Origin of the sequence: Pseudomonas sp. RIT288 (assembly GCF_000631985.1) — a bacterium.
Classification (GTDB): Bacteria; Pseudomonadota; Gammaproteobacteria; order Pseudomonadales; family Pseudomonadaceae; genus Aquipseudomonas.
In genome coordinates this window covers 1-18,944 of record NZ_JFYN01000043.1, presented here as the reverse complement: position 1 = coordinate 18,944, position 18,944 = coordinate 1, and the positions used below count along the sequence as shown (strand labels likewise).

The 18,944-nt window shown below is 60.1% G+C and carries 16 protein-coding genes, 1 rRNA gene and 2 pseudogenes; 10 read left to right on the top strand and 9 right to left on the bottom strand.

The genetic code is table 11. From position 1 onward, the window contains the following. Positions 1–119: 119 nt before the first annotated feature. A pseudogene (locus BW33_RS29745) lies at positions 120–321 on the top strand (MaoC/PaaZ C-terminal domain-containing protein); the annotation flags it as partial. After that, positions 322–582, top strand: a pseudogene (locus BW33_RS25465) (DUF6124 family protein); the annotation flags it as partial. 340 nt (positions 583–922) lie between these two features. Here the strand turns inward: BW33_RS25465 and BW33_RS25460 are convergent. Continuing rightward, on the bottom strand, positions 923–1,669 hold the full coding sequence (locus BW33_RS25460) for an SDR family oxidoreductase (protein ID WP_047602074.1): 747 nt from the start codon (positions 1,667–1,669) through the stop codon (positions 923–925). A gap of 134 nt (positions 1,670–1,803) precedes the next feature. On the opposite strand from BW33_RS25460, the gene BW33_RS25455 reads away from it, so the two are divergent. Together BW33_RS25455 and BW33_RS25450 are read left to right on the top strand one after the other, a co-directional pair. Next, on the top strand, positions 1,804–2,691 hold the full coding sequence (locus tag BW33_RS25455) for a LysR family transcriptional regulator (RefSeq protein ID WP_047602073.1): 888 nt from the start codon (positions 1,804–1,806) through the stop codon (positions 2,689–2,691). Between the two features lie 156 nt (positions 2,692–2,847). Further along, positions 2,848–3,816, top strand: a complete 969-nt coding sequence (locus BW33_RS25450; protein WP_047602072.1) for an AraC family transcriptional regulator — start codon at positions 2,848–2,850, stop codon at positions 3,814–3,816. Positions 3,817–3,997: 181 nt separating this feature from the next. Here the strand turns inward: BW33_RS25450 and BW33_RS25445 are convergent, their stop codons facing one another. From BW33_RS25445 to BW33_RS25435, 3 genes are all read right to left on the bottom strand, one after another. Further along, positions 3,998–5,917, bottom strand: coding sequence for a tyrosine-protein phosphatase (locus tag BW33_RS25445; RefSeq protein ID WP_047602071.1), 1,920 nt, complete (start codon positions 5,915–5,917; stop codon positions 3,998–4,000). A gap of 229 nt (positions 5,918–6,146) precedes the next feature. Continuing rightward, a complete protein-coding gene (locus BW33_RS25440; RefSeq protein WP_047602070.1) occupies positions 6,147–7,070 on the bottom strand; it encodes an NADP-dependent oxidoreductase in 924 nt (307 codons plus the stop codon). 36 nt (positions 7,071–7,106) lie between these two features. After that, positions 7,107–7,544, bottom strand: a complete 438-nt coding sequence (locus BW33_RS25435; RefSeq protein WP_047602069.1) for a DoxX family protein — start codon at positions 7,542–7,544, stop codon at positions 7,107–7,109. Between the two features lie 178 nt (positions 7,545–7,722). Here BW33_RS25435 and BW33_RS25430 point away from each other — a divergent pair, with 178 nt between their 5' ends. Beyond that, on the top strand, positions 7,723–8,631 hold the full coding sequence (locus BW33_RS25430) for a LysR family transcriptional regulator (protein WP_047602068.1): 909 nt from the start codon (positions 7,723–7,725) through the stop codon (positions 8,629–8,631). A gap of 71 nt (positions 8,632–8,702) precedes the next feature. Here BW33_RS25430 and BW33_RS25425 read toward each other — a convergent pair whose 3' ends face one another. Continuing rightward, positions 8,703–9,212, bottom strand: a complete 510-nt coding sequence (locus tag BW33_RS25425; RefSeq protein ID WP_047602066.1) for an AAA family ATPase — start codon at positions 9,210–9,212, stop codon at positions 8,703–8,705. 87 nt (positions 9,213–9,299) lie between these two features. Here BW33_RS25425 and BW33_RS25420 point away from each other — a divergent pair, with 87 nt between their 5' ends. Next, positions 9,300–9,581: a hypothetical protein gene (locus BW33_RS25420; RefSeq protein ID WP_047602064.1), complete on the top strand. Its 282-nt coding sequence runs from the start codon at positions 9,300–9,302 to the stop codon at positions 9,579–9,581. A 277-nt stretch (positions 9,582–9,858) separates the two neighbouring features. Here the strand turns inward: BW33_RS25420 and BW33_RS25415 are convergent, their stop codons facing one another. After that, complete coding sequence (locus BW33_RS25415; RefSeq protein WP_047602063.1) at positions 9,859–10,299, bottom strand: hypothetical protein; 441 nt, start codon at positions 10,297–10,299, stop codon at positions 9,859–9,861. Between the two features lie 203 nt (positions 10,300–10,502). Then, the gene (locus BW33_RS25410) at positions 10,503–12,707 is read right to left on the bottom strand and encodes an OsmC domain/YcaO domain-containing protein (RefSeq protein WP_047602061.1); all 2,205 of its coding nucleotides are present in this window, start codon (positions 12,705–12,707) and stop codon (positions 10,503–10,505) included. Positions 12,708–12,946: 239 nt separating this feature from the next. Here BW33_RS25410 and proP point away from each other — a divergent pair, with 239 nt between their 5' ends. Then, positions 12,947–14,449: a glycine betaine/L-proline transporter ProP gene (proP, locus tag BW33_RS25405; protein WP_047602059.1), complete on the top strand. Its 1,503-nt coding sequence runs from the start codon at positions 12,947–12,949 to the stop codon at positions 14,447–14,449. A 48-nt stretch (positions 14,450–14,497) separates the two neighbouring features. On the opposite strand, the gene BW33_RS25400 is transcribed toward proP, so the two are convergent. Continuing rightward, positions 14,498–15,364: a LysR substrate-binding domain-containing protein gene (locus tag BW33_RS25400; RefSeq protein ID WP_047602058.1), complete on the bottom strand. Its 867-nt coding sequence runs from the start codon at positions 15,362–15,364 to the stop codon at positions 14,498–14,500. 99 nt (positions 15,365–15,463) lie between these two features. Here BW33_RS25400 and BW33_RS25395 point away from each other — a divergent pair, with 99 nt between their 5' ends. From BW33_RS25395 to BW33_RS25385, 3 genes are all read left to right on the top strand, one after another. Continuing rightward, positions 15,464–16,396, top strand: a complete 933-nt coding sequence (locus BW33_RS25395; protein ID WP_236645242.1) for a DMT family transporter — start codon at positions 15,464–15,466, stop codon at positions 16,394–16,396. Positions 16,397–16,443: 47 nt separating this feature from the next. Next, entirely contained in the window at positions 16,444–17,706 is a 1,263-nt protein-coding gene (locus tag BW33_RS25390; RefSeq protein ID WP_047602057.1) for an MFS transporter, read from the top strand. A gap of 91 nt (positions 17,707–17,797) precedes the next feature. Beyond that, complete coding sequence (locus BW33_RS25385) at positions 17,798–18,727, top strand: alpha/beta hydrolase (RefSeq protein WP_052032769.1); 930 nt, start codon at positions 17,798–17,800, stop codon at positions 18,725–18,727. An 82-nt stretch (positions 18,728–18,809) separates the two neighbouring features. Here BW33_RS25385 and rrf read toward each other — a convergent pair. Beyond that, positions 18,810–18,925 (bottom strand): 5S ribosomal RNA (rrf, locus tag BW33_RS25380). Between the last annotated feature and the right edge of the window lie 19 nt (positions 18,926–18,944).

Here is an 18,944-nt window from a genome sequence, read left to right as displayed (position 1 = left end):
CGCTCCACCGGAAAACGCTCCTCCCACGACCGCTCATGATCCTCACGCGGAAAATCATCCGGCGAAGCACCCTGCTCGAATGCCCTGAACACATCCCGCGCATAAGCAGCGAGGCCCCCATGCAAACCCCGAGACAACGCGCCGCCGAAGGCCTCAAGGTGGGCGACCGCTTCAGCGTCGTCCGCCGTTTCACACCCGACGACATCCAGCACTTCGCGCAACTGTCCCGCGACTACAACCCCGTCCACTGCGACGCGCACTACGCGCAACTGCGAACATTCAAAGGGCCAATCGCCCACGGGCCTGCTCACTGCCAGCCTGCACTACCTGAACCCCGGCAGCCAGATCATGGCCACGCCCTACACACCCCACGCCATGTTCCTCGCCAACCCCAAAATCGCCACCGAGGAATTGCTGGCGAACGCGAGTGAATCGCCAGGTTCGGCGACGGTGATGTTGGGGGATGTCGCGGCGCTGGTTGAGGGGCCGATTCGCAAGACGCTGCTGGGCATTGCGCAGGTGGTGATGCTGGGGGAACTGGCGGTGAATCAGGCGTTGGATAATGTTGTGCCGATGCAGTAACTCGTAAGGCCTCTGCGGCCGCTAGCTAGCCTGGTACCACGGAGGGTATTGCCTAATGGACATCAACACGAACGGCTCGAAAAGCTACCTGACACGAGTCAATTCAACGGATCCCTCTACAAGGGCGAACTCGGGATCCATGCCGAAATCGACCTCGACAGCCTGGAGTTTCTCTCGGCTTGAATTCAGTAATGACTGCCACTCGCTGAACAAACGGACAAAGCTCGTGGCTAACGAGCGTGAGCTGTGATTGCGACATTTGAATACCCACTGTTATTTCGACAACTCCCGCTTCCGGACAGGAAGCGGGATGTACAGACTCGAAGGCGTGCCTATTTCGTTAAAGCGCGCGACCACCATCAACAATAATTTCCGTTCCCACCGTCCAGCGAGACTCGTCCGACGCGAGGTACAGCACCGCCTTGGCTACTTCTTCAGGCGTGCCAAAACGGCCAAATGGGATAGTCGCAACAATCTCCTTGTTGACCTGCTCGCGGTAGGCATCGGGTATACCTGCCTTGTCGTACAGCGGCGTGTCGATAGGACCAGGGCTGACCGCATTGACTCGAACACCACGCGGTAGCAGCTCGCCAGAGAGCGTTTTCGACATATTCAGGAAGGCAGCCTTGGTTGCGGCGTAAACGGATGAGTTCGCGGCGCCCAGATGTGCACTGATCGAGGTGTTAAGAACCACCGACGCAGGATTGGAGAAAGTCGGCAGCAGTGCTTGCAGAAGGAAGTAAGGGCCTTTGACATTGATGTCGAAGGAGCGATCAAACATCTCCTCGTTCCAGTCTTCGATTGGCCTCCAGACGGATACGCCAGCATTGAGGAAGGCAACGTCGAGCTGCCCGTAATGAGACTGAACGGCCTGCGCCAGTTCCTTCTGGGCCGCGACGCTGGCTGAGTCGGCGCGCAGCACCAGGACTTCGCTACCTAAAATCGCTTGAGCAATTGCCATGGACTCAGGATTGACACCGGTGACGATCACACGTGCGCCTTCGGCGAGAAATTGCTTCGCGGTCTCCAGACCGATGCCGCTTGTACCGCCAGTGATCAGGGTGCGCTTGCCTTGTAAACGGGACATATGAATTTCCTCTCTTTTTGGGCCGCCAAACGGGCGACTGACCCTCTGAGAGCAACTATGTATTCATGCCAGCGTGCTGATAAGATGGGGAAATAGAATAGATCTCATGCGAAAGCCGCATGAATAGGGGCGTGATGGACCGGTTGTTACTGATGAGCTGTTTTGTGCGCGCTGTCGAGACAGGCAGTTTTTCTGCTGCGGGACGTGATCTGGGACTAGGGCAACCGAGCGTCAGTCGTTACGTCGCTGCGCTTGAAGACCATTTGCAAACCAGGCTGCTTCATCGATCCACACGAAAGCTGATGCTCACACCCGAGGGTGAACGGTATTACGCAGATGCGCGGCGTATCCTGGACTCAGTGGAACAGTCAGAGTCCTCACTGAGAGGAAACGTAGCGCCGTCCGGTTTACTGCGCGTCGCTTGCCCGACTGCATTGGCTCACACCTTCATCGTACCGCACGTCGCGAGTTTTCTAGGGCGCTACCCCGAACTGTCGCTCGATCTTCAAATCAATGATCGCTACGTCAATTTGGTCGACGAGGGGGTAGAACTGGCGATTCGTATCGGTCACCTGGAAGACAGTGCAATGCGAGCCCGGCCACTCGCGTGGTTCGAGCGTGTGTGCGTTGCCAGCCGTGCGTACCTGGAGAAACGAGGCACTCCCTCTTCGCCTGATGACCTGAAGGAACACGACTGCCTCATTTATACCCTCCTGTCCACTGGAACCAACTGGCGGTTCAAGGATACTGATGTCCCGATTTCCGGACGACTGCGTGTCAACTCGCCTGAGGCGATTCGTGAGTACGTCAATGCCGGATTGGGCATCGCGCAAGGGCCGCAATGGCTTTATGAGGACGGGCTGAAGAGTGGCAATCTTCAATTGCTGCTTAACGAATACGTGGCGCCACCGGTGCCGATCCAAATCGTATACCTGGCGAATCGGCTGCTGCCTCGGCGAGCCATCGTGTTCATGGATTTCATGGCGGATATTTTTGCTGAATTCCATGAGCGCCCTGAATAGACTTTTAGCCCACGGCCAAGTTGCGAGCGAAGCAGCATCAGCATGGCGGCCCCTCCAGCGACGCAATTCCCGTCACAGACCTGTCACCCCAAGCTGCTAACCTCCCCGCGACTAGCAACCCCTTATCCAAGAGCCCCAACAAAAGGTGCCCTCAAGGTGTCCCCAAGCCCCCGCCAAAAAATCATCCTCCGCTCAGAAAACCTCCACTGCGAAGACTTCGGCGCCCTCTTCTCCCGGCTCTTCGGCAATCGCTACGCCGACACCCCGCCGATCCCCTCCAACATCATCATCGGCGGCGTCTACGGCAGGCACGACGGCGTCAGTTTCCGGCGCATGCATTACCACGGCGATTTCACCGTGACCTTCCCCGACCCGCAGGACGAGATCACATTCGTGATTCCCACGGCGGGCAAGATTGTGTTCAACCACCGTACCGAGTCCGTCGGTGTGGCCCAGGTAGGGTTGGCGATTGATAAGGCGGATATCCGCTCGATGCGGTTTCTCGACAATCACGCGCAACACGGGATTTCGGTGAATCGGCGGCAACTGACGGAGCGGTTGGCGGCGTTGTTGGGACGACCGATTGTGCAGAAGATTGTGTTTGAGCCGGTGGTGGATCTGCACACGGCGGCGTTTCAGGGGATCAAGGCGTTGATTGATCTGGCGACGGGGACGGAGTTTGATTTGTTGCTCAACAGCGGCACGCTGATGCCGTCGCGGTTACGCGAGATGTTGATTGATGCGGTGCTGGAGGCGTGGCCGCACAATTTTACCGAGGCGTTGCACCAGCCGGCGCCGAGGGTGGCGCCGCGGCATGTGAAGTTGGCGGTGGAGTTTATTCAGGCGCATCCGGAGCAACTGCTGAGCGGGGTTGAGTTGGCGCGGTTGAGCAATGTCAGTCAGCGCGCATTGCAGGAGGGCTTTCGGCGGTTTGTCGGGATGTCGATTGTGGCGTATCAGCGTCAGGTGCGGCTGGCGCGGGCTTTCGAAGCGCTGGGGCAGCGGCATTCTGCGTCAGTAACGGAGGTGGCGCTGCGCTTTGGGTTCAGTAATGTCGGGCGGTTTTGTCAGTATTTTCAGCAGGCGTATGGGGTGAGTCCGGCGCAGTTGAGGGGGCGGGGTTGATTGGTTTATCGGCGGGGATGCGGCTGGGTCAGTTGAGGGTGACGTTGGCTGACATGACGCCTTCGCGAGCAGGCTCGCTCCCACAGGGTCAGGCGGTGAATCAGGGTTGCCAATTCCCTGCTTCCACCGGTTTTTGCTGGTGATTGGTGGTCATCCTTGACCTTGCGCGGTTGTCCCTGCTTTAGAACGCGTAACTGGCCTTGAGGCTGCCGCTGAAACCGTGGTTGTCACCGCCGCCGCTGGCACCGACTTCTGCGCCGACGCTGACGGCGCCGAGCCTGGCCATCAGGTTGACGCCGCCGCTGAACTGGTCGCGGTTGTCGTAGGCGGCGCGTTGTTCGATGTCGAGGCCCAGCAGGTGGCTTTGGCTGTTGACGTCGTTGTTGCCCAGGGTGCGTTCGTAGCCGACTTGTACGCCAGGCACCAGTTGCCACGCGCCCATTGCCACCGGGGCGAACGCCACGTTGAGGTTGGCGACGGCGCTGCGGCGGGTGGCGGTGTTGTCGTCGACGTCGAGTGACAGTTCGCTGCCCTTCTCTTTGAAGCCTTTGAGGTCAAGGTGGCTGACGCGCAAGCCGAGGCTGGGTTCGAGGATCATGCCGTTGACCGGGGCGCGGTAACCCAGCGCCAGCGTCGCGCCGGCGAGATTGCCGTGAGTGTCGCCCTTGGCCGTGCCGAGGCCGCCACCGAGGTCGCGTTTGCTGTCGTAATCGACGTAGCCGGCGCTCGCGCTGGCGTCGACGAACAGCCCGCGTTCCAGGCTGGTGAAGCCGTAGCGCGCACCGAGGTTGAAGAAGGTGAAATCCGTATCGGCCTCGCCTCCCGCGCCGCCGACAGTGCCTTTGCTGTAGCCGAAACCGCCGCGTGCGCTGAGTTGCTCGGAGAAGCGCTGGGTGATGCCGAGCATCAGGCCCTGACTGTGTTCGTTGCTGCCCTCTGCGTGGGACGAGCCGTCAGTGCCGAGGTAACCGGCGAGCGCGGTGGTCCACAAACGGTATTGCCCGACTTTCAGATCGGAGCCGCTGGCATAAGGCGCAGCGGCCTGTTCGATCAACGCGTTCTGCCGCAGCAGGTAGCTGGCGGCATCCGCGTGAACCTGGCCGCCGACCTGGGACTCGACACCGCCGAGGGTGCCGGCATCGATCGCCGATTGCAGGTAGTAGTTGTAGGCGCTGTAGGTGCCGGACAGGTTGCTGTTCTGCAATTCGCGGAGCAATTCGGCACCGGCGGCGGCATTGCCGATCAATCCGGCCTGCCCCGGCAGGCTGTTGTACTCGACCAGTTTGCCGCGCAGCACGTAAATGGTTTCCTGCGACAGGCCCAGGCCTTGTTTGAGGTAGTTGTCCATGCTGCCGTATTCGGCGGTGACCTCATCGAGACCAGCCTGCAGATAGCTGGCCTGCACACCGAGCAGCGGCGCGTAGACCGAGGCCATGCTTGGCGGCATTGCTTTGAGAGTCGCGGCGACGCGGGCGGCGGTGTAGTCGTTGGTCGCCAGGTAGTTGGCCATGATGGTCGCATTGTCGACCCCGGCGATGCTCTGCAACACAGCAGCGGTCCAGCCCGTGCGGTCCTTGCCGGCGGTGCAGTGGAACAGTTGCGCGCCGTCGGTGCTGGCCAGTTCGTTGAACAGCTTGCCGAACTGACCGCGCATCCCCGCCTCGCTGACGAAGGCGCGGTTGGTCTGCTCCATCATGGCGATGGCGTCGGCGGCGCTTTTGAACGACACGGTGGTGATGCTCGCGCCCGAGGTAGTGCTGCCGATGATGTCGATGTTCTGGTAGGTCGCGCCGGTCAGCATCGTGTCCGGCGTACCGGCGATTTCGCTCGGTGTGCGCAGGTCGTAGACGGCTTTGATGTCGAGGCTGTTGAGGATCGCCAGATCTGCTGCCGACGGCGTGATCGCGTTGGAGCGGTAAAAAACGCCGCCACGCATGGTGCCGTCGTGGGCCGTGGAATACGCGGTGGTGAGGCCGGCGACATCACGGAAATTGTCGATGCTTTGCAGCCGTGGCGTGTCGAGCGCGACAGGCTCGGCAGCGTGAGCGGCGGCGATGGACAGGCTCAGAATGGACAGCGAACACACAAGACGTTGAAACACAGTGCAGCCTCATTGGAATTAGCGTTGGGCTGGCTACTATCTGCAATCAACTGATACCGAATATGACAGAACGACTGCGCAAGGAAATGGCTGCGCAATTGGGCTGTGGGCTGCGCTTTTTGTCCGTGGGTTAACAAAAAACCCTGTAGGCGCTGCCGCTGGCTGCGATCTTTTGCCTTTGAAGATCAAAAGATCGCAGCCTGCGGCAGCGCCTACAGGGGTTCGGCGGTTACTTGGTGGGATCGAGGACCAACCTGCCATGGCCTCGGCGGCTCAGGCTTTTCTCAAGCGCACGTTGCGCCTCGCTCAGCGCGAACACTTCGACGTCGACGCTGAGGTGACCACGCTCAAACAGTTCGGCGATCAGCGCCAATTGTGCACCGTCGGAGCGGGTGGCGAAGTTGATCGGGGTCACGCCGTAGTCGTTGGCCAAGGTCATGCTCGGCGCGCTGACCGGCGAGACCAGCAGCCCGCCGCGTTTCAACACGCGGAACGAACGGTTCTGGGTGTCGCCGCCGACCAGATCGAGCACCACGTCGACCTCGGATGCCCGTTCTTCAAACGCCAGGGCGGTGTAGTCGATCACTTGATCAGCACCGAGTTGCTTGAGGTACGCATGATTGCCGGCCGAGGCGGTCGCGATGACTTCGGCGCCCAGGTACTTGGCGATCTGCACCGCCATGCTGCCTACGCTACCGGCGGCTGCGTGGATCAGCACTTTCTGCCGACGCTGCACGCCAGCGTGCTCGGTCAACGCTTGCCACGCGGTGAGCGCGGTGGCCGGAACGGCGCCAGCCTCCAGGGCGTTGAGGGATTGTGGTTTGAGTGCCAGTTTAGCCACCGGGGCCACGGCTTTGCTGGCGTAACCACCGACGATGTTGATAAAGCCGAACACTTCATCGCCGAGCTTGAATTCGTTCACACTGGGGCCAGTGGCAATCACCTTGCCGGACACTTCAACGCCCGGGGTGAACGGCAGTGGCAGCGGAATGAACGCTTTCATCGCGCCGGACAACACCTTCCAGTCGATCGGGTTGACCCCTGCCCCGGCGACTTCGATCAACACTTCACCGGCGCCGGCCACAGGGTCGGCGACTTCTTCCAGTTGCAGCACTTCGGGATTGCCGTATTCGTACACGCGGATGGCTTTCATGAGAGACCTCGATCGATTGGAGTGGAGAGTGCGTGATCAGTGACGACGAGCGTCAAGGCTGAACCGACCGGCGCCAAACGCGACCACTTGCAACAGGCCGCCGGCCATGGCGATGTTCTTGAAGAAGTGGATGAACTGATTCTGATCGCCCAATGCGTTGTGGAACGCCAGCGCAGTGACCACGCTGAAAACGGCCAGCACAGCGGCGACGGTGCGGGTGCGGTAGCCGGCGATCAGCGCCAGGCCGCCACCGATTTCGACGATGATTGCCAGCGCCAGCGCCACTTGCGGCAGCGGCAGACCGACCGAGCTGATGTAGCCGATCATCATCGCCGGGGCCGCCAGTTTGGAGAAACCGGAGAGGATGAAGATTGCGCTGAGCAGGACGCGGCCGGCCAATGAAGCCGAAGCCTGGGTGACATCGTTGCGGGTTTGTTCAGTGGTGGCTGGAGCAATGCTTGCAGTAGTGGTCATGGCGGTATTTCCTTCAAAGGTGCGGCGATCCGAGATGAATCGTCCAAGTGAGGAAATGGTGCGCTCCGCCAGCTAATCTGAATAGCCGACTAATTTCGATCATTACGTTCTAGAAAATAGACAAGCTGATAGACCTCGGCGACGATAGCGCTACGCTGAATATGATGAGGAAACAGCCATGATTTCTGACCCGGGCACGCCGACGCTGGATCAACTGCGGGTCTTTTTGGCGGTGGTGGAACTGGGCAGCTTCGCCGCCGCCGCGAGGAAGCTGCACCGCGCGACGTCGGTGATCAGCTATTCGATGGCCAACCTGGAATTGCAGCTGGGGGTGACGCTGTTTGATCGCCAGACCACGCGTAAACCGCAACTCACCGAGGCCGGCCGCACGGTGCTGGCCGAGGCCCGCACCATCGCCAACGGCGTGCATGGCTTGCGCGCCAAGGTCAAAGGTCTGTTGCAGGGGCTGGAAGCTGAGGTGCATGTGGTGCTGGATGTGATGCTACCGCCGCAGCGAGTGGTGGATGCGTTGAAGTCGTTTCGCGAGGCGTTTCCCACGGTCGCCCTGCACTTGCACATGGAGGCGCTGGGGGCGGTGACGGAGCGAGTGATCAATCGTGGCGCGATCATTGGCGTCAGTGGGCCAATGAATGAAGGCATCGATGCGATCGAGCGAATCGGTGCCGGCAGTGTCGAGTTGATTCCGGTGGCGGCACCGCATCATCCGTTGGCTACGGGTGAAGCGAACACGCCGGGGGCCGGACGTGAACTGACGCAACTGGTGTTGTCCGACCGCTCGCAACTGACCAGGGATCGCGACTTCGCCGTCCTCAGCAACCGCACCTGGCGCCTGGCGGATCTGGGTGCCAAACACATGCTGCTGCGCGAGGGGATTGGCTGGGGGAACATGCCGTTGCCGATGGTCGAAGAGGATTTGCAGTCCGGCCGCCTGGTGCGCTTGAACCTGCCGGAATACCAGAGCGGCATCTACCCGTTCGACGTCATCTACCGCACCGACCTGCCACCGGGGCCGGCGGCGCGGTGGTTGATCGAGCGGTTTGTGCAGCAGAGCGCGCAGGCCGCCTGACATGGCCCTATCGCGAGCAGGCTCACTCCTACAGGGTGTGCGGTGGCTTCAGGAATGGCGACAGGCCGAGATCATCGTGGGAACTGGCCCGGCTGGCGATTGCGGTGCATGACGATCTCCAGCCCCTCGCCCACGTCCGGCACCTGAAAGTAACGCGTGATCAAATCAAACTCCGCATCCGACGCCGCGAACTCATGCTCCGCCAGCGCGTTGCGTGCATGTAGCCGGACACGGCAGGTGTCGTCATCCACTTCGAGATAGTGCAAGCAGTGCGGCACTTTCGCGGTATCCGCCAGTCCTCGCAGCCACTGCCGATCCGCCACGGTATTGGCCGGAAAATCCAGCACTACACCCACCCCCGCGGTCAGCACATCAACCACCAACGGCCCCAGCACCCCGCGAATCTGCCGCGCACATCGAACGTAATCTGCCACGGATTTGATTTGCTCCGGATACAGCCGCGACAGCCACTGATCCTCATTGAGCAGCAGCGCACCGTGTTCCTCAGCCAGTGATTTGGCCAGTGTCGATTTGCCCGAGGCGATCTTGCCGCACATCAGATGCAGGGTGGGTGCACGCATTGGGGACGCTTCCTTATGTCGATTGCTGGATAATGCCCAACGCCTGACAGACAGGCAATCAATGCGCCTGACCACCGGGGAACCGTGATGACCGCAACAAACGTACGCCAATGCACCTCATGGCTGCTGCTCAGCCTGCTCGCCACCACTCTGGCGCTGACCACCGGGTGCTCAAGCAAGCGCTACGCCACCAACGGCTCGAACTGCTACGCCAAAGCCGTGCCCACTTCCGGCGAAGGTGGTCTGGCCTGGGGCGACACCTTGAGCATGGCGCGCAAGAAGTCGATGAATAACTGCATGCGTTATGCGAGCCGCTCCGGAGGGACACCGAACACCTGCCAGGTGGTGCAGGCGCAGTGCAAGCGCTGACAACGCCGATAATGATAGCGGCTGACACGGCCCCATCGCTGGCAAGCCAGCTCCCACAGGGTTATTGGGTGGACTCAGGATTGGCGGCGGCCAGAGATCCAATGTGTGCGAGCCTGCTCGCGAATGCGATCTGTCAGCCAAAGCGACGGCGACTGACACGCCCTCTTCGCGAGCAGGCTCGCTCCCACATGGGGGTGCGCGGTGGACTCAGAATTAGCGGCTGGCTCCCACTGGTTTTTCGGTGCAGGTGAGATTGGCGAACGGCCTGACGATCCAATCAGACACCGCGCTTGAGTACTGCTGTCGAAACCCGTGGCTGGATCGACTTTTCGATCAACGCAACAATGTCCTTCGCGCCAAAGCAACGGAACAGAATGCTGCCAGCATCGGTATCCAGGCAGACGATTTTGGTGATGAAGCCCCCTTCAAGCGTGACCTTGCGGATCATCCCCAGCGGCACTCTGATGTCCAGTGTGCCGTCCTGAACCATGCGGTTCATGGCGTTGGCGTTCAAGTACACAGCAGTATTCGTGAGGGTCATTTTGCCGCCGACCCACAGCCCGCCGTAAACCTCCTTGAAGCCTTCCAGCACCCCGGCCAATGCACCGACGTTGCCACTGCCGGCAACATCGTAGAAATCGCCGACACCTTCGTAATCCACCTCGACGTCAGCCACCAGAAAGTTGACCAGCTTCGACCTCACAACCTTCTCTTCCATCCTTGAATCTCCATGCCCCCACAATACTCACTTGTGGTGAGGGGATTTATCCCCGATGGACTGCGCAGCAGGCCGCTTCTTGATTGGTTGCAGAAGCCAGGCCCGCTTCGCGCGCCATCGGGGATAAATCCCCTCACCACAGAGTCAACTCATTCAGGCTCATTCAGCTCAGAGTTAACTCGGCACAAAATGACCGTCTGCTGTCAGCGATTCAACCCCGCCGCATTCGCCCTTGCTGCGTGCAGCTTCTTGTAGCTGTCGATCAGACGCAGGTGACGGTCCAGCCCTTCGAGCTTCATGCTGGTCGGCGTCAGACCGTAGAAGCGCACGCTGCCATTGACCGAACCAATCGCCGCGTCCATGCGCTCGTCACCGAACATCCGGCGGAAGTTGGCCTCGTAGTCAGACAGTTCCAGATCCTCGTCCAGCTCCATTTCCAGGCACACGTTCACCGCCTGATAGAACAAGCCGCGCTCGACGGTGTTGTCGTTGTACTGCAGGAAGGCTTCGACCAGATCCTTGGCCTGTTCGAACTTCTGCAGGGCAAGATAGATCAGCAGACGCAGCTCCAGAATCGTCAACTTGCCCCAAGGTGTATTGTCGTCGAACTCGATGCCGATCAGCGTGGTGATGTCGGTGTAATCATCCAGCTCGCTGTTTTCCAGGCCCTGGGCCAGGTTGCGCAGGCCGACCTTGCTCAGGCTGTGCAGGTTGAGGATGTCTGCGCGAAATTGCAGGGCCTTGTTGGTGTTGTCCCAGATCAGGTCGTCCACCGGGTAGATTTCCGAGTAATCCGGCACCAGGATCCGGCAGGCGTTGGCGCCGAGGTCGTCGTAGACCGCCATGTAGGCTTCTTTGCCCATGGCTTCGAGGATGCCGAACAGAGTCGCGGCTTCTTCGGCGTTGGAGTTTTCGCCTTGACCTGAGAAGTCCCACTCGACGAATTCGAAGTCAGACTTGGCACTGAAGAAGCGCCACGACACCACACCGCTGGAGTCGATGAAGTGCTCGACGAAGTTGTTCGGTTCGGTCACTGCCTGGCCGGAGAACGTCGGTTGCGGCAAGTCGTTCAGGCCTTCGAAACTGCGGCCCTGCAACAACTCGGTCAGGCTGCGCTCCAGCGCCACTTCCAGGCTCGGGTGCGCGCCGAACGAGGCGAACACGCCGCCAGTGCGCGGGTTCATCAGGGTCACGCACATCACCGGGAATTCACCGCTCAGCGACGCGTCCTTGACCAGCACCGGGAAGCCCTGCTCTTCCAGGCCCTTGATCCCGGCGAGAATGCTTGGGTACTTCTCCAGCACTTCCTGCGGCACATCGGGCAAGGCCATCTCGCCTTCGAGGATTTCGCGTTTGACCGCACGCTCGAAGATCTCCGACAGACATTGCACCTGGGCTTCAGCCAAGGTGTTGCCGGCGCTCATGCCGTTGCTCAGGAACAGGTTTTCGATCAGGTTGGACGGGAAGTACACCACCTCGCCATCCGACTGGCGCACGAACGGCAGCGAGCAGATGCCGCGCTGGGTGTTGCCGGAGTTGGTGTCGTACAGATGCGAGCCTTTGAGTTCGCCATCGCGGTTGTAAATGTCCAGGCAGTATTGGTCGAGAATTTCTGACGGCAGCTCGTCTTTCGGACCCGGTTTGAACCAGCGCTCGTTCGGGTAATGCACGAATTCGGCGGTGGCGATGTCCTCGCCCCAGAACTGATCGTTATAGAAGAAGTTGCAGTTCAGGCGCTCGATGAACTCGCCCAGTGCCGAGGCCAGTGCGCCCTCTTTGGTCGCGCCCTTGCCGTTAGTGAAGCACATCGGCGAGTGCGCATCGCGGATGTGCAGCGACCAGACGTTAGGCACGATGTTGCGCCACGAGGCGATTTCGATCTTCATCCCCAGATCGGCGAGAATCCCCGACATATTGGCTATGGTCTGCTCCAGCGGCAGATCTTTACCGGCAATGTAAGTGCCCGCTTCAGAAGTCGAATGCGGCATCAACAGGGCTTGCGCATCGGCGTCGAGGTTCTCGACTTCCTCGATCACGAACTCGGGGCCGGTCTGCACGACCTTCTTCACCGTGCAGCGATCAATCGAACGCAGGATGCCCAGACGATCCTTCTCGGAAATGTCCGCTGGCAATTCGACCTGGATCTTGAAGATCTGGTTGTAGCGGTTTTCCGGATCGACGATGTTGTTCTGCGACAGGCGAATATTCTCGGTCGGGATATTGCGCGTTTCGCAGTACAGCTTCACGAAGTAAGCCGCGCACAAGGCCGACGACGCCAGGAAGTAGTCGAACGGCCCCGGTGCCGAGCCATCGCCCTTGTAGCGAATGGGCTGATCGGCGATCACCGTGAAGTCGTCGAACTTGGCTTCAAGTCGAAGGTTGTCGAGAAAGTTGACCTTGATTTCCATGCGGGTTTACCAGAGAGCAGAAACGAATTGGCGGCCATTATCCGGGTTTTCAGCCTGACGTCTTGTGCTTTTGCGTAATCGCCGCTGGGTGGGAGCCGCTGCTCGCGCCAAGCATCAGCACGGGCAAACGACAAAAATGCCCTGAGCAGTGAATTTTTTCGTGTCTTCTTGTATCTGACGGAAAGAACCCATGCCACCAAAACAATGGCATCGAATCCGTTCAGCTATGAGTGACCCGCATGAAATCAAGGAAAAACAAGGTCAATCCCATCGGATTGAAAGACATCACGATTGTCGACGACGCCAAGATGCGCAAGGCGATCACCGCCGCCGCACTGGGCAACGCCATGGAATGGTTCGACTTCGGGGTTTACGGCTTCGTCGCCTATGCACTGGGCAAGATCTTCTTCCCGGGCGCCGATCCTGGCGTGCAGATGATTGCAGCGCTGGCGACCTTCTCGGTGCCGTTCCTGATCCGTCCCCTGGGCGGCCTGTTCTTCGGTGCGCTGGGCGACAAATACGGGCGACAGAAAGTGCTGGCCGCGACTATCGTGATCATGTCGCTGAGCACCTTCGCCATCGGCTTGATACCGTCCTATGAGTCGATCGGCATCTGGGCGCCAATCCTGTTGTTGCTGGCGAAAATGGCCCAGGGTTTCTCGGTCGGCGGTGAGTACACCGGCGCCTCGATCTTCGTCGCCGAATACGCGCCCGACCGCAAGCGCGGGTTCCTCGGCAGTTGGCTGGACTTCGGCTCGATTGCCGGCTTCGTCCTCGGCGCCGGAGTGGTGGTGCTGATCTCGACGATCATCGGCGAAGAGAAATTCCTCGAATGGGGCTGGCGCCTGCCGTTCTTCCTCGCCCTGCCACTGGGCATGATCGGCCTCTACCTGCGTCATGCGCTGGAAGAGACGCCAGCGTTTCAACAACATGTCGAGAAACTCGAAGAAGGCGACCGTGAAGGTCTGGCGGGCGGGCCAAAGGTCTCGTTCAAGGAAGTCGCGACCAAACACTGGCGCAGCTTGATGACCTGCATCGGCGTGGTGGCGGTGACCAATGTCACTTACTACATGCTGCTGACCTACATGCCAAGCTACCTGTCGCACAACCTGCACTACAGCGAAAACCGTGGCGTACTGATCATCATCGCAATCATGGTCGGCATGTTGTTCGTGCAGCCGGCGATCGGTTTTATCAGCGACAAGATCGGCCGCAAGCCTTTCATTGTGGTCGGCAGTATCGGCCTGTTCCTGCTGGCGATTCCGGCGTTCATGCTGATCAACAGCGGCAAGATCGGCCTGATCTTTTCCGGCTTGCTGATGCTCGCGGTGTTGCTGAATTTCTTCATCGGCGTCATGGCTTCGACCCTGCCGGCGATGTTCCCCACGCACATCCGCTACAGCGCACTGGCCGCAGCTTTCAACGTCTCGGTGTTGATTGCCGGCCTGACCCCGACCGCCGTGGCCTGGCTGGTGGAAAGCACCAACAACCTGTACATGCCGGCCTATTACCTGATGGTCATTGCCGTGGTCGGTCTGATTACTGGCGTGACCATGAAAGAGACCGCCAACAAGCCGCTGCGCGGTGCTGCGCCGGCCGCGTCGGACATTGAAGAAGCCAAGGAACTGCTCAAGGAACACCACGACAACATCGAGCAGAAAATCGAAGACATCGACGCCGAAATCGCCGAACTGGAAGCCAAACGCAAGGAGTTGGTGCAACAGCATCCGCGGATCAACTGATGTAATGACTGACGGCGGCCCTGGCCGGGGCTGCCGTCGATCAACACGTCACAACACGAAGCCGTCACCGATCAAGCGCACCAGAACCTCCCCCGCCTCACTCAATTCACCCGGTGCCTGCATCAGGCGCAACTCGTGCAGCGGCAACTCGGGTAATCCCTCCTCACTGCTCAACACGCGCATGCCGGGGCGCACTTGCGCACGATCAACAATGCCCACCGCCAGTCCGGCCTCGATGGCTGTTTCCAGCGCGCTGGCACCGGCGCTGACAATCACCGCGCGCCACCGCCGACCCTGCTCGCTCAATGCATCCACGGCAACGCTGCGATAGGGGCAACCCTTGCCGTGCAAGGCCAGCGGTACCGGCCGGGTGAGATCCTGCGTGTAGTTGTGCGCGGCGACCCACACTGGCTGGGTCAGGCCCAACATCCTTACGCAACGCGACGATGGCGGCGCATTGGCGACGACCACCAGCAACGCCAGATCCAGTTGCCCGCGCTCCAGACGCGCACTCAAACGGCCGCTGGCACCCGTTTCGACTTCCAGCTCGATGTGCGGAAAATCTGCAGACAAGTGCGGCAACGTACAGCCCAGTACTGCGCCGGCATACTCCTCGGAAACCCCCAGACGGATCCGCCCGCTGGCCAGCGGCGTGCTGAAGCTCGCCAGCAATTGATCGTGGTGACGCAGCAATTCGGCGCTCTGCAGGGCGAAGCGTCGACCCAGTGGCGTGAGGTTGACCGTCTGGTTATCGCGCTCCAGCAAGCGCCCGCCCGCCAGCGCTTCCAGACGCCGCACATGCAGGCTGACCGCTGACGGGCTCTTGTTGAGGAAACTCGCGGCGGCGAGAAATTGCCCGAAGCGCACGATTGCCTGAAAGGTGCGCAACAGTTCGATATCAAGGGCTTCGGCCATGCTTGAGAATTCCTGCATCAGTGGTGCTGATCGTATCGTTTGAATGCATCAGTGCTTGATTCATATCATCGAACTCATTCCTCTGTCAGGTGCCATGCGATGAACGTTATGCCTGTTCGTTATTCACTGCTGATTGCAATGGTGATCAGCTGGAGTTCCGGGTTCATTGGCTATCGCTACGTCGCCGATCAAGGCAGCGTGTACCTGGCCTCGTTGTGGCGTTTTGTTTTGGCGGCATTGTTGTTGCTGCCGTTCGCCTGGGCTGGCTTGCGTGGTTTGCGCGGTAAAGACATGTGGCGTCAGGCACTGCTTGGGCTGTTCGCGATGGGCGGCTACATCGGACCGATTGCCGCCTCGATTCAACTTGGCGTCACGCCGGGCACTGCGTCACTGTTTGCCAATTTGTTGCCGCTGACAATTGTGCTGCTGGCCGGCAGCGTTCCGGGGCAGTGCACACGTGGCTGGCAATGGTTGGGTCTGGCGCTGTGCGTGATCGGCATGCTGCTGGCCAGCGCTGCGAGTGTCGAGTGGGCCAGTGCGGGGTTGTGGGCCTACTGCTTGCCGTTACTGGCGGTATTGTCGCTGACGGCGGCGACCTTGTTTGAGAAAGCCCGGCCGGGCGTTGCGATGCCGGCCACCACGGCGCTGTTTATTCAGGTGTGTGCGGTGATTCCCGTGTTTGCGCTGTTGGCAGGCCTTGAGGGTGAATTGCGCCCGCCGATCAGTGCAGACTTCGTCAGTGGCGTGCTGTGGCTGGTGATCTTCTCGACTTTTGGCGGCTACGGATTTTATTGGCTGTGTCTGCAGCGTTTCAGCATGCAGCGCATCAGTGGCGCGCTGTTTCTGACGCCACCGGTGACACTGTTGTGGGCGTGGATGCAGTTCGGCGATCCGCTAAGTGCCAGCGCGCTGCTCGGCATCGGTTTGACCCTGGTCGGGTTGCCATTGCTGGGGCGAGCGCCGAGCGAAAAAGTGTGTGCCGTCGGCATCCGCCAGGAAACTAAATCCGCAGGCCACAAGTCACTGACTTAGCGGAGGTTGAGGCATTTCGCCGAACCTCGTTTATTGAAGATGCCAGCGTGGTCACTCATACCAATCGTCGCAACAACCTCTCGCTGGACAGCCTGAATTTCTTCCTCGCCGATGTGCGCGACGGACTCGGGCCGTACCTGGCCATTTACCTGCTGGCCGTTCATCACTGGGAGCCGGCCAGCATCGGGCTGGTGATGACCCTTGCTGGCATCGCCGCCCTTGTCACCCAGACACCCGCCGGGGCCTTGGTCGACAACACACGCCGTAAACGAGCGGTGATCGCAATTGCCGCTTTGCTGGTGACCGGCAGTTGCGTGGTGTTGCCCTTCGTTACGTCCTTCAGTCTGGTGGCGATCACCCAAGCGCTGAGCGCCGCAGCCGCGTCGGTATTCGCTCCGGCCATCTCGGCGATCACCCTGGGCATCACCGGTCCGCGAGCCTTCACTCGACGCACCGGACGCAACGAAACCTTCAACCATGCCGGCAACGCCTGCGCGGCGCTGCTGGCCGGTGGATTCGCTTACCTGTTCGGGCCGGTGGCGGTGTTCTATCTGATGGCGGTCATGGCGCTGTGCAGTGTAATCGCCGTGAGCTTCGTCGATGCCAACGCGATCAACCATGATCTGGCGCGGGGACTTGACCCCAGCGACGCCGCTCACGCCAAGGCGCCTTCGGGATTGGCGGTGCTGCTGACCAACAAGGCGCTGCTGATGTTCGCCATTTGTTGTGCGCTCTTCCACTTGGCCAACGCGGCGATGCTGCCACTGGTGAGCCAGAAACTGGCGCAAGTCAATCTGCAGATGGCGACGCCACTGACCTCGGCCTGCATCGTCGCCGCGCAACTGGTCATGGTGCCGATCGCGTTGCTGGTCGGAGCCAAGGCCGATGTGTGGGGACGCAAGCCGCTACTCCTCGCAGGTTTCCTGATTCTGCCGTTGCGCGGTGTGCTCTACACCTTATCCGCCGACCCTTACTGGCTGGTTGCCGTACAGATGCTCGACGGCGTCGGTGCGGGGATCTTCGGCGCACTGTTCCCGGTGGTGGTCAAAGACCTGACGCTGGGCACCGGCCACTTCAATATCAGCCTAGGCGCCCTATCGACAGTGTTTGGCCTGGGCGCAGCATTGAGTGCCAGCGTTGCGGGTATTGTGCTTCAGGAGGCCGGTTACAACGCGGCATTTCTGACCCTGGCGGTGATTGCCGGGGTGGCGTTTGTGCTGTTGTGGCTGGCGGTGCCGGAAACATTGCAGCGTGTGGGGAATGATGCGAATGTCCCGAACAACGAAGCGCCCTTCGCCGCACCGCCGTGAGGATAAGAACTATTGAACCAAGGTTTGCTGCCACGGGAGGATAGATTTGGCCAATAACACACTTGAGTTCAGCGAAAGTGATCTGGCGCAGATGCAACGTTTCAATCGCAAGCTCGCCTGGCTGCCGCGGTTTCGCATCCGCAATCGGCTGACGCCGCGCTTGATCCAGGCATTGCTGCGCGCCAGCCAGATTGCCAGCGCGGACAAACCGCTGAAACATGACCTGCATGCGCAAAACATTGTGGTGTATTCGCAGGGTGCTTCAGTGCCCGTCCGAATCATCCGCCCGCAGGGAAAGGCTCAAGGTGTGGTGCTGGATTACCACGGCGGCGGCTGGGTGATCGGCAATGCGCAGATGAACGACGACCTCAATATCGCCATGGTCAAGGCATGCAACGTGGCGGTGATATCGGTCGACTATCGATTGGCAGTCAATACGCCGATAGAGGATCTCATGCAGGATTGTCTGTGCGCCGCACGCTGGCTGCTAAGCGACGATTGCACCGAGTTCGTCGGCCTGCCGGTGATCGTTGTCGGCGAATCGGCGGGCGCGCACTTGGCCGTCGCCACGCTGTTGTCGCTCAAGCAATCAGCCGATTTGCTGCAGCGGGTCAGCGGCGCCCTGCTCTATTACGGCGTCTACGATCTCGCGGGCACCCCGAGCGTGCACTCAGCACCTACTGAAACGCTGGTGCTCGATGGCCCGGGAATGGCCGAGGCGCTGCGCCTGCTGACTCCAGGATTGAGCGATGATGAACGCCGGCAGGCGCAGCTGTCTCCGCTGTACGGTGACTTGAGCGGATTGCCACCGGCGTTGATGTTCACCGGTGAACTGGATCCGCTGCGCGATGACACGCTGGAACTGGCTGAGCGCTGGCAACAATCAGCACCGGTTGAAGTACATCTACTGCCCTCGTCCGCCCATGGTTTTATCCATTTCCCGACCACTATGGCTAGCCGTGTTCTGACCTACAGCCGGGCGTGGCTTTCGCGTCAGATCGAGGCAAACACAAGTAGCTAGGGCCTGTATTGGCAGGCAGACTACTTTCCTGCGGACAAAACAAAACCCCAACTGCTTTCGCAATTGGGGTTTCGGAATTTAATCTTGACGATGACCTACTCTCACATGGGGAAACCCCACACTACCATCGGCGATGCATCGTTTCACTTCTGAGTTCGGGATGGGATCAGGTGGTTCCAACGCTCTATGGTCGTCAAGAAATTCGGGTACTGACTCG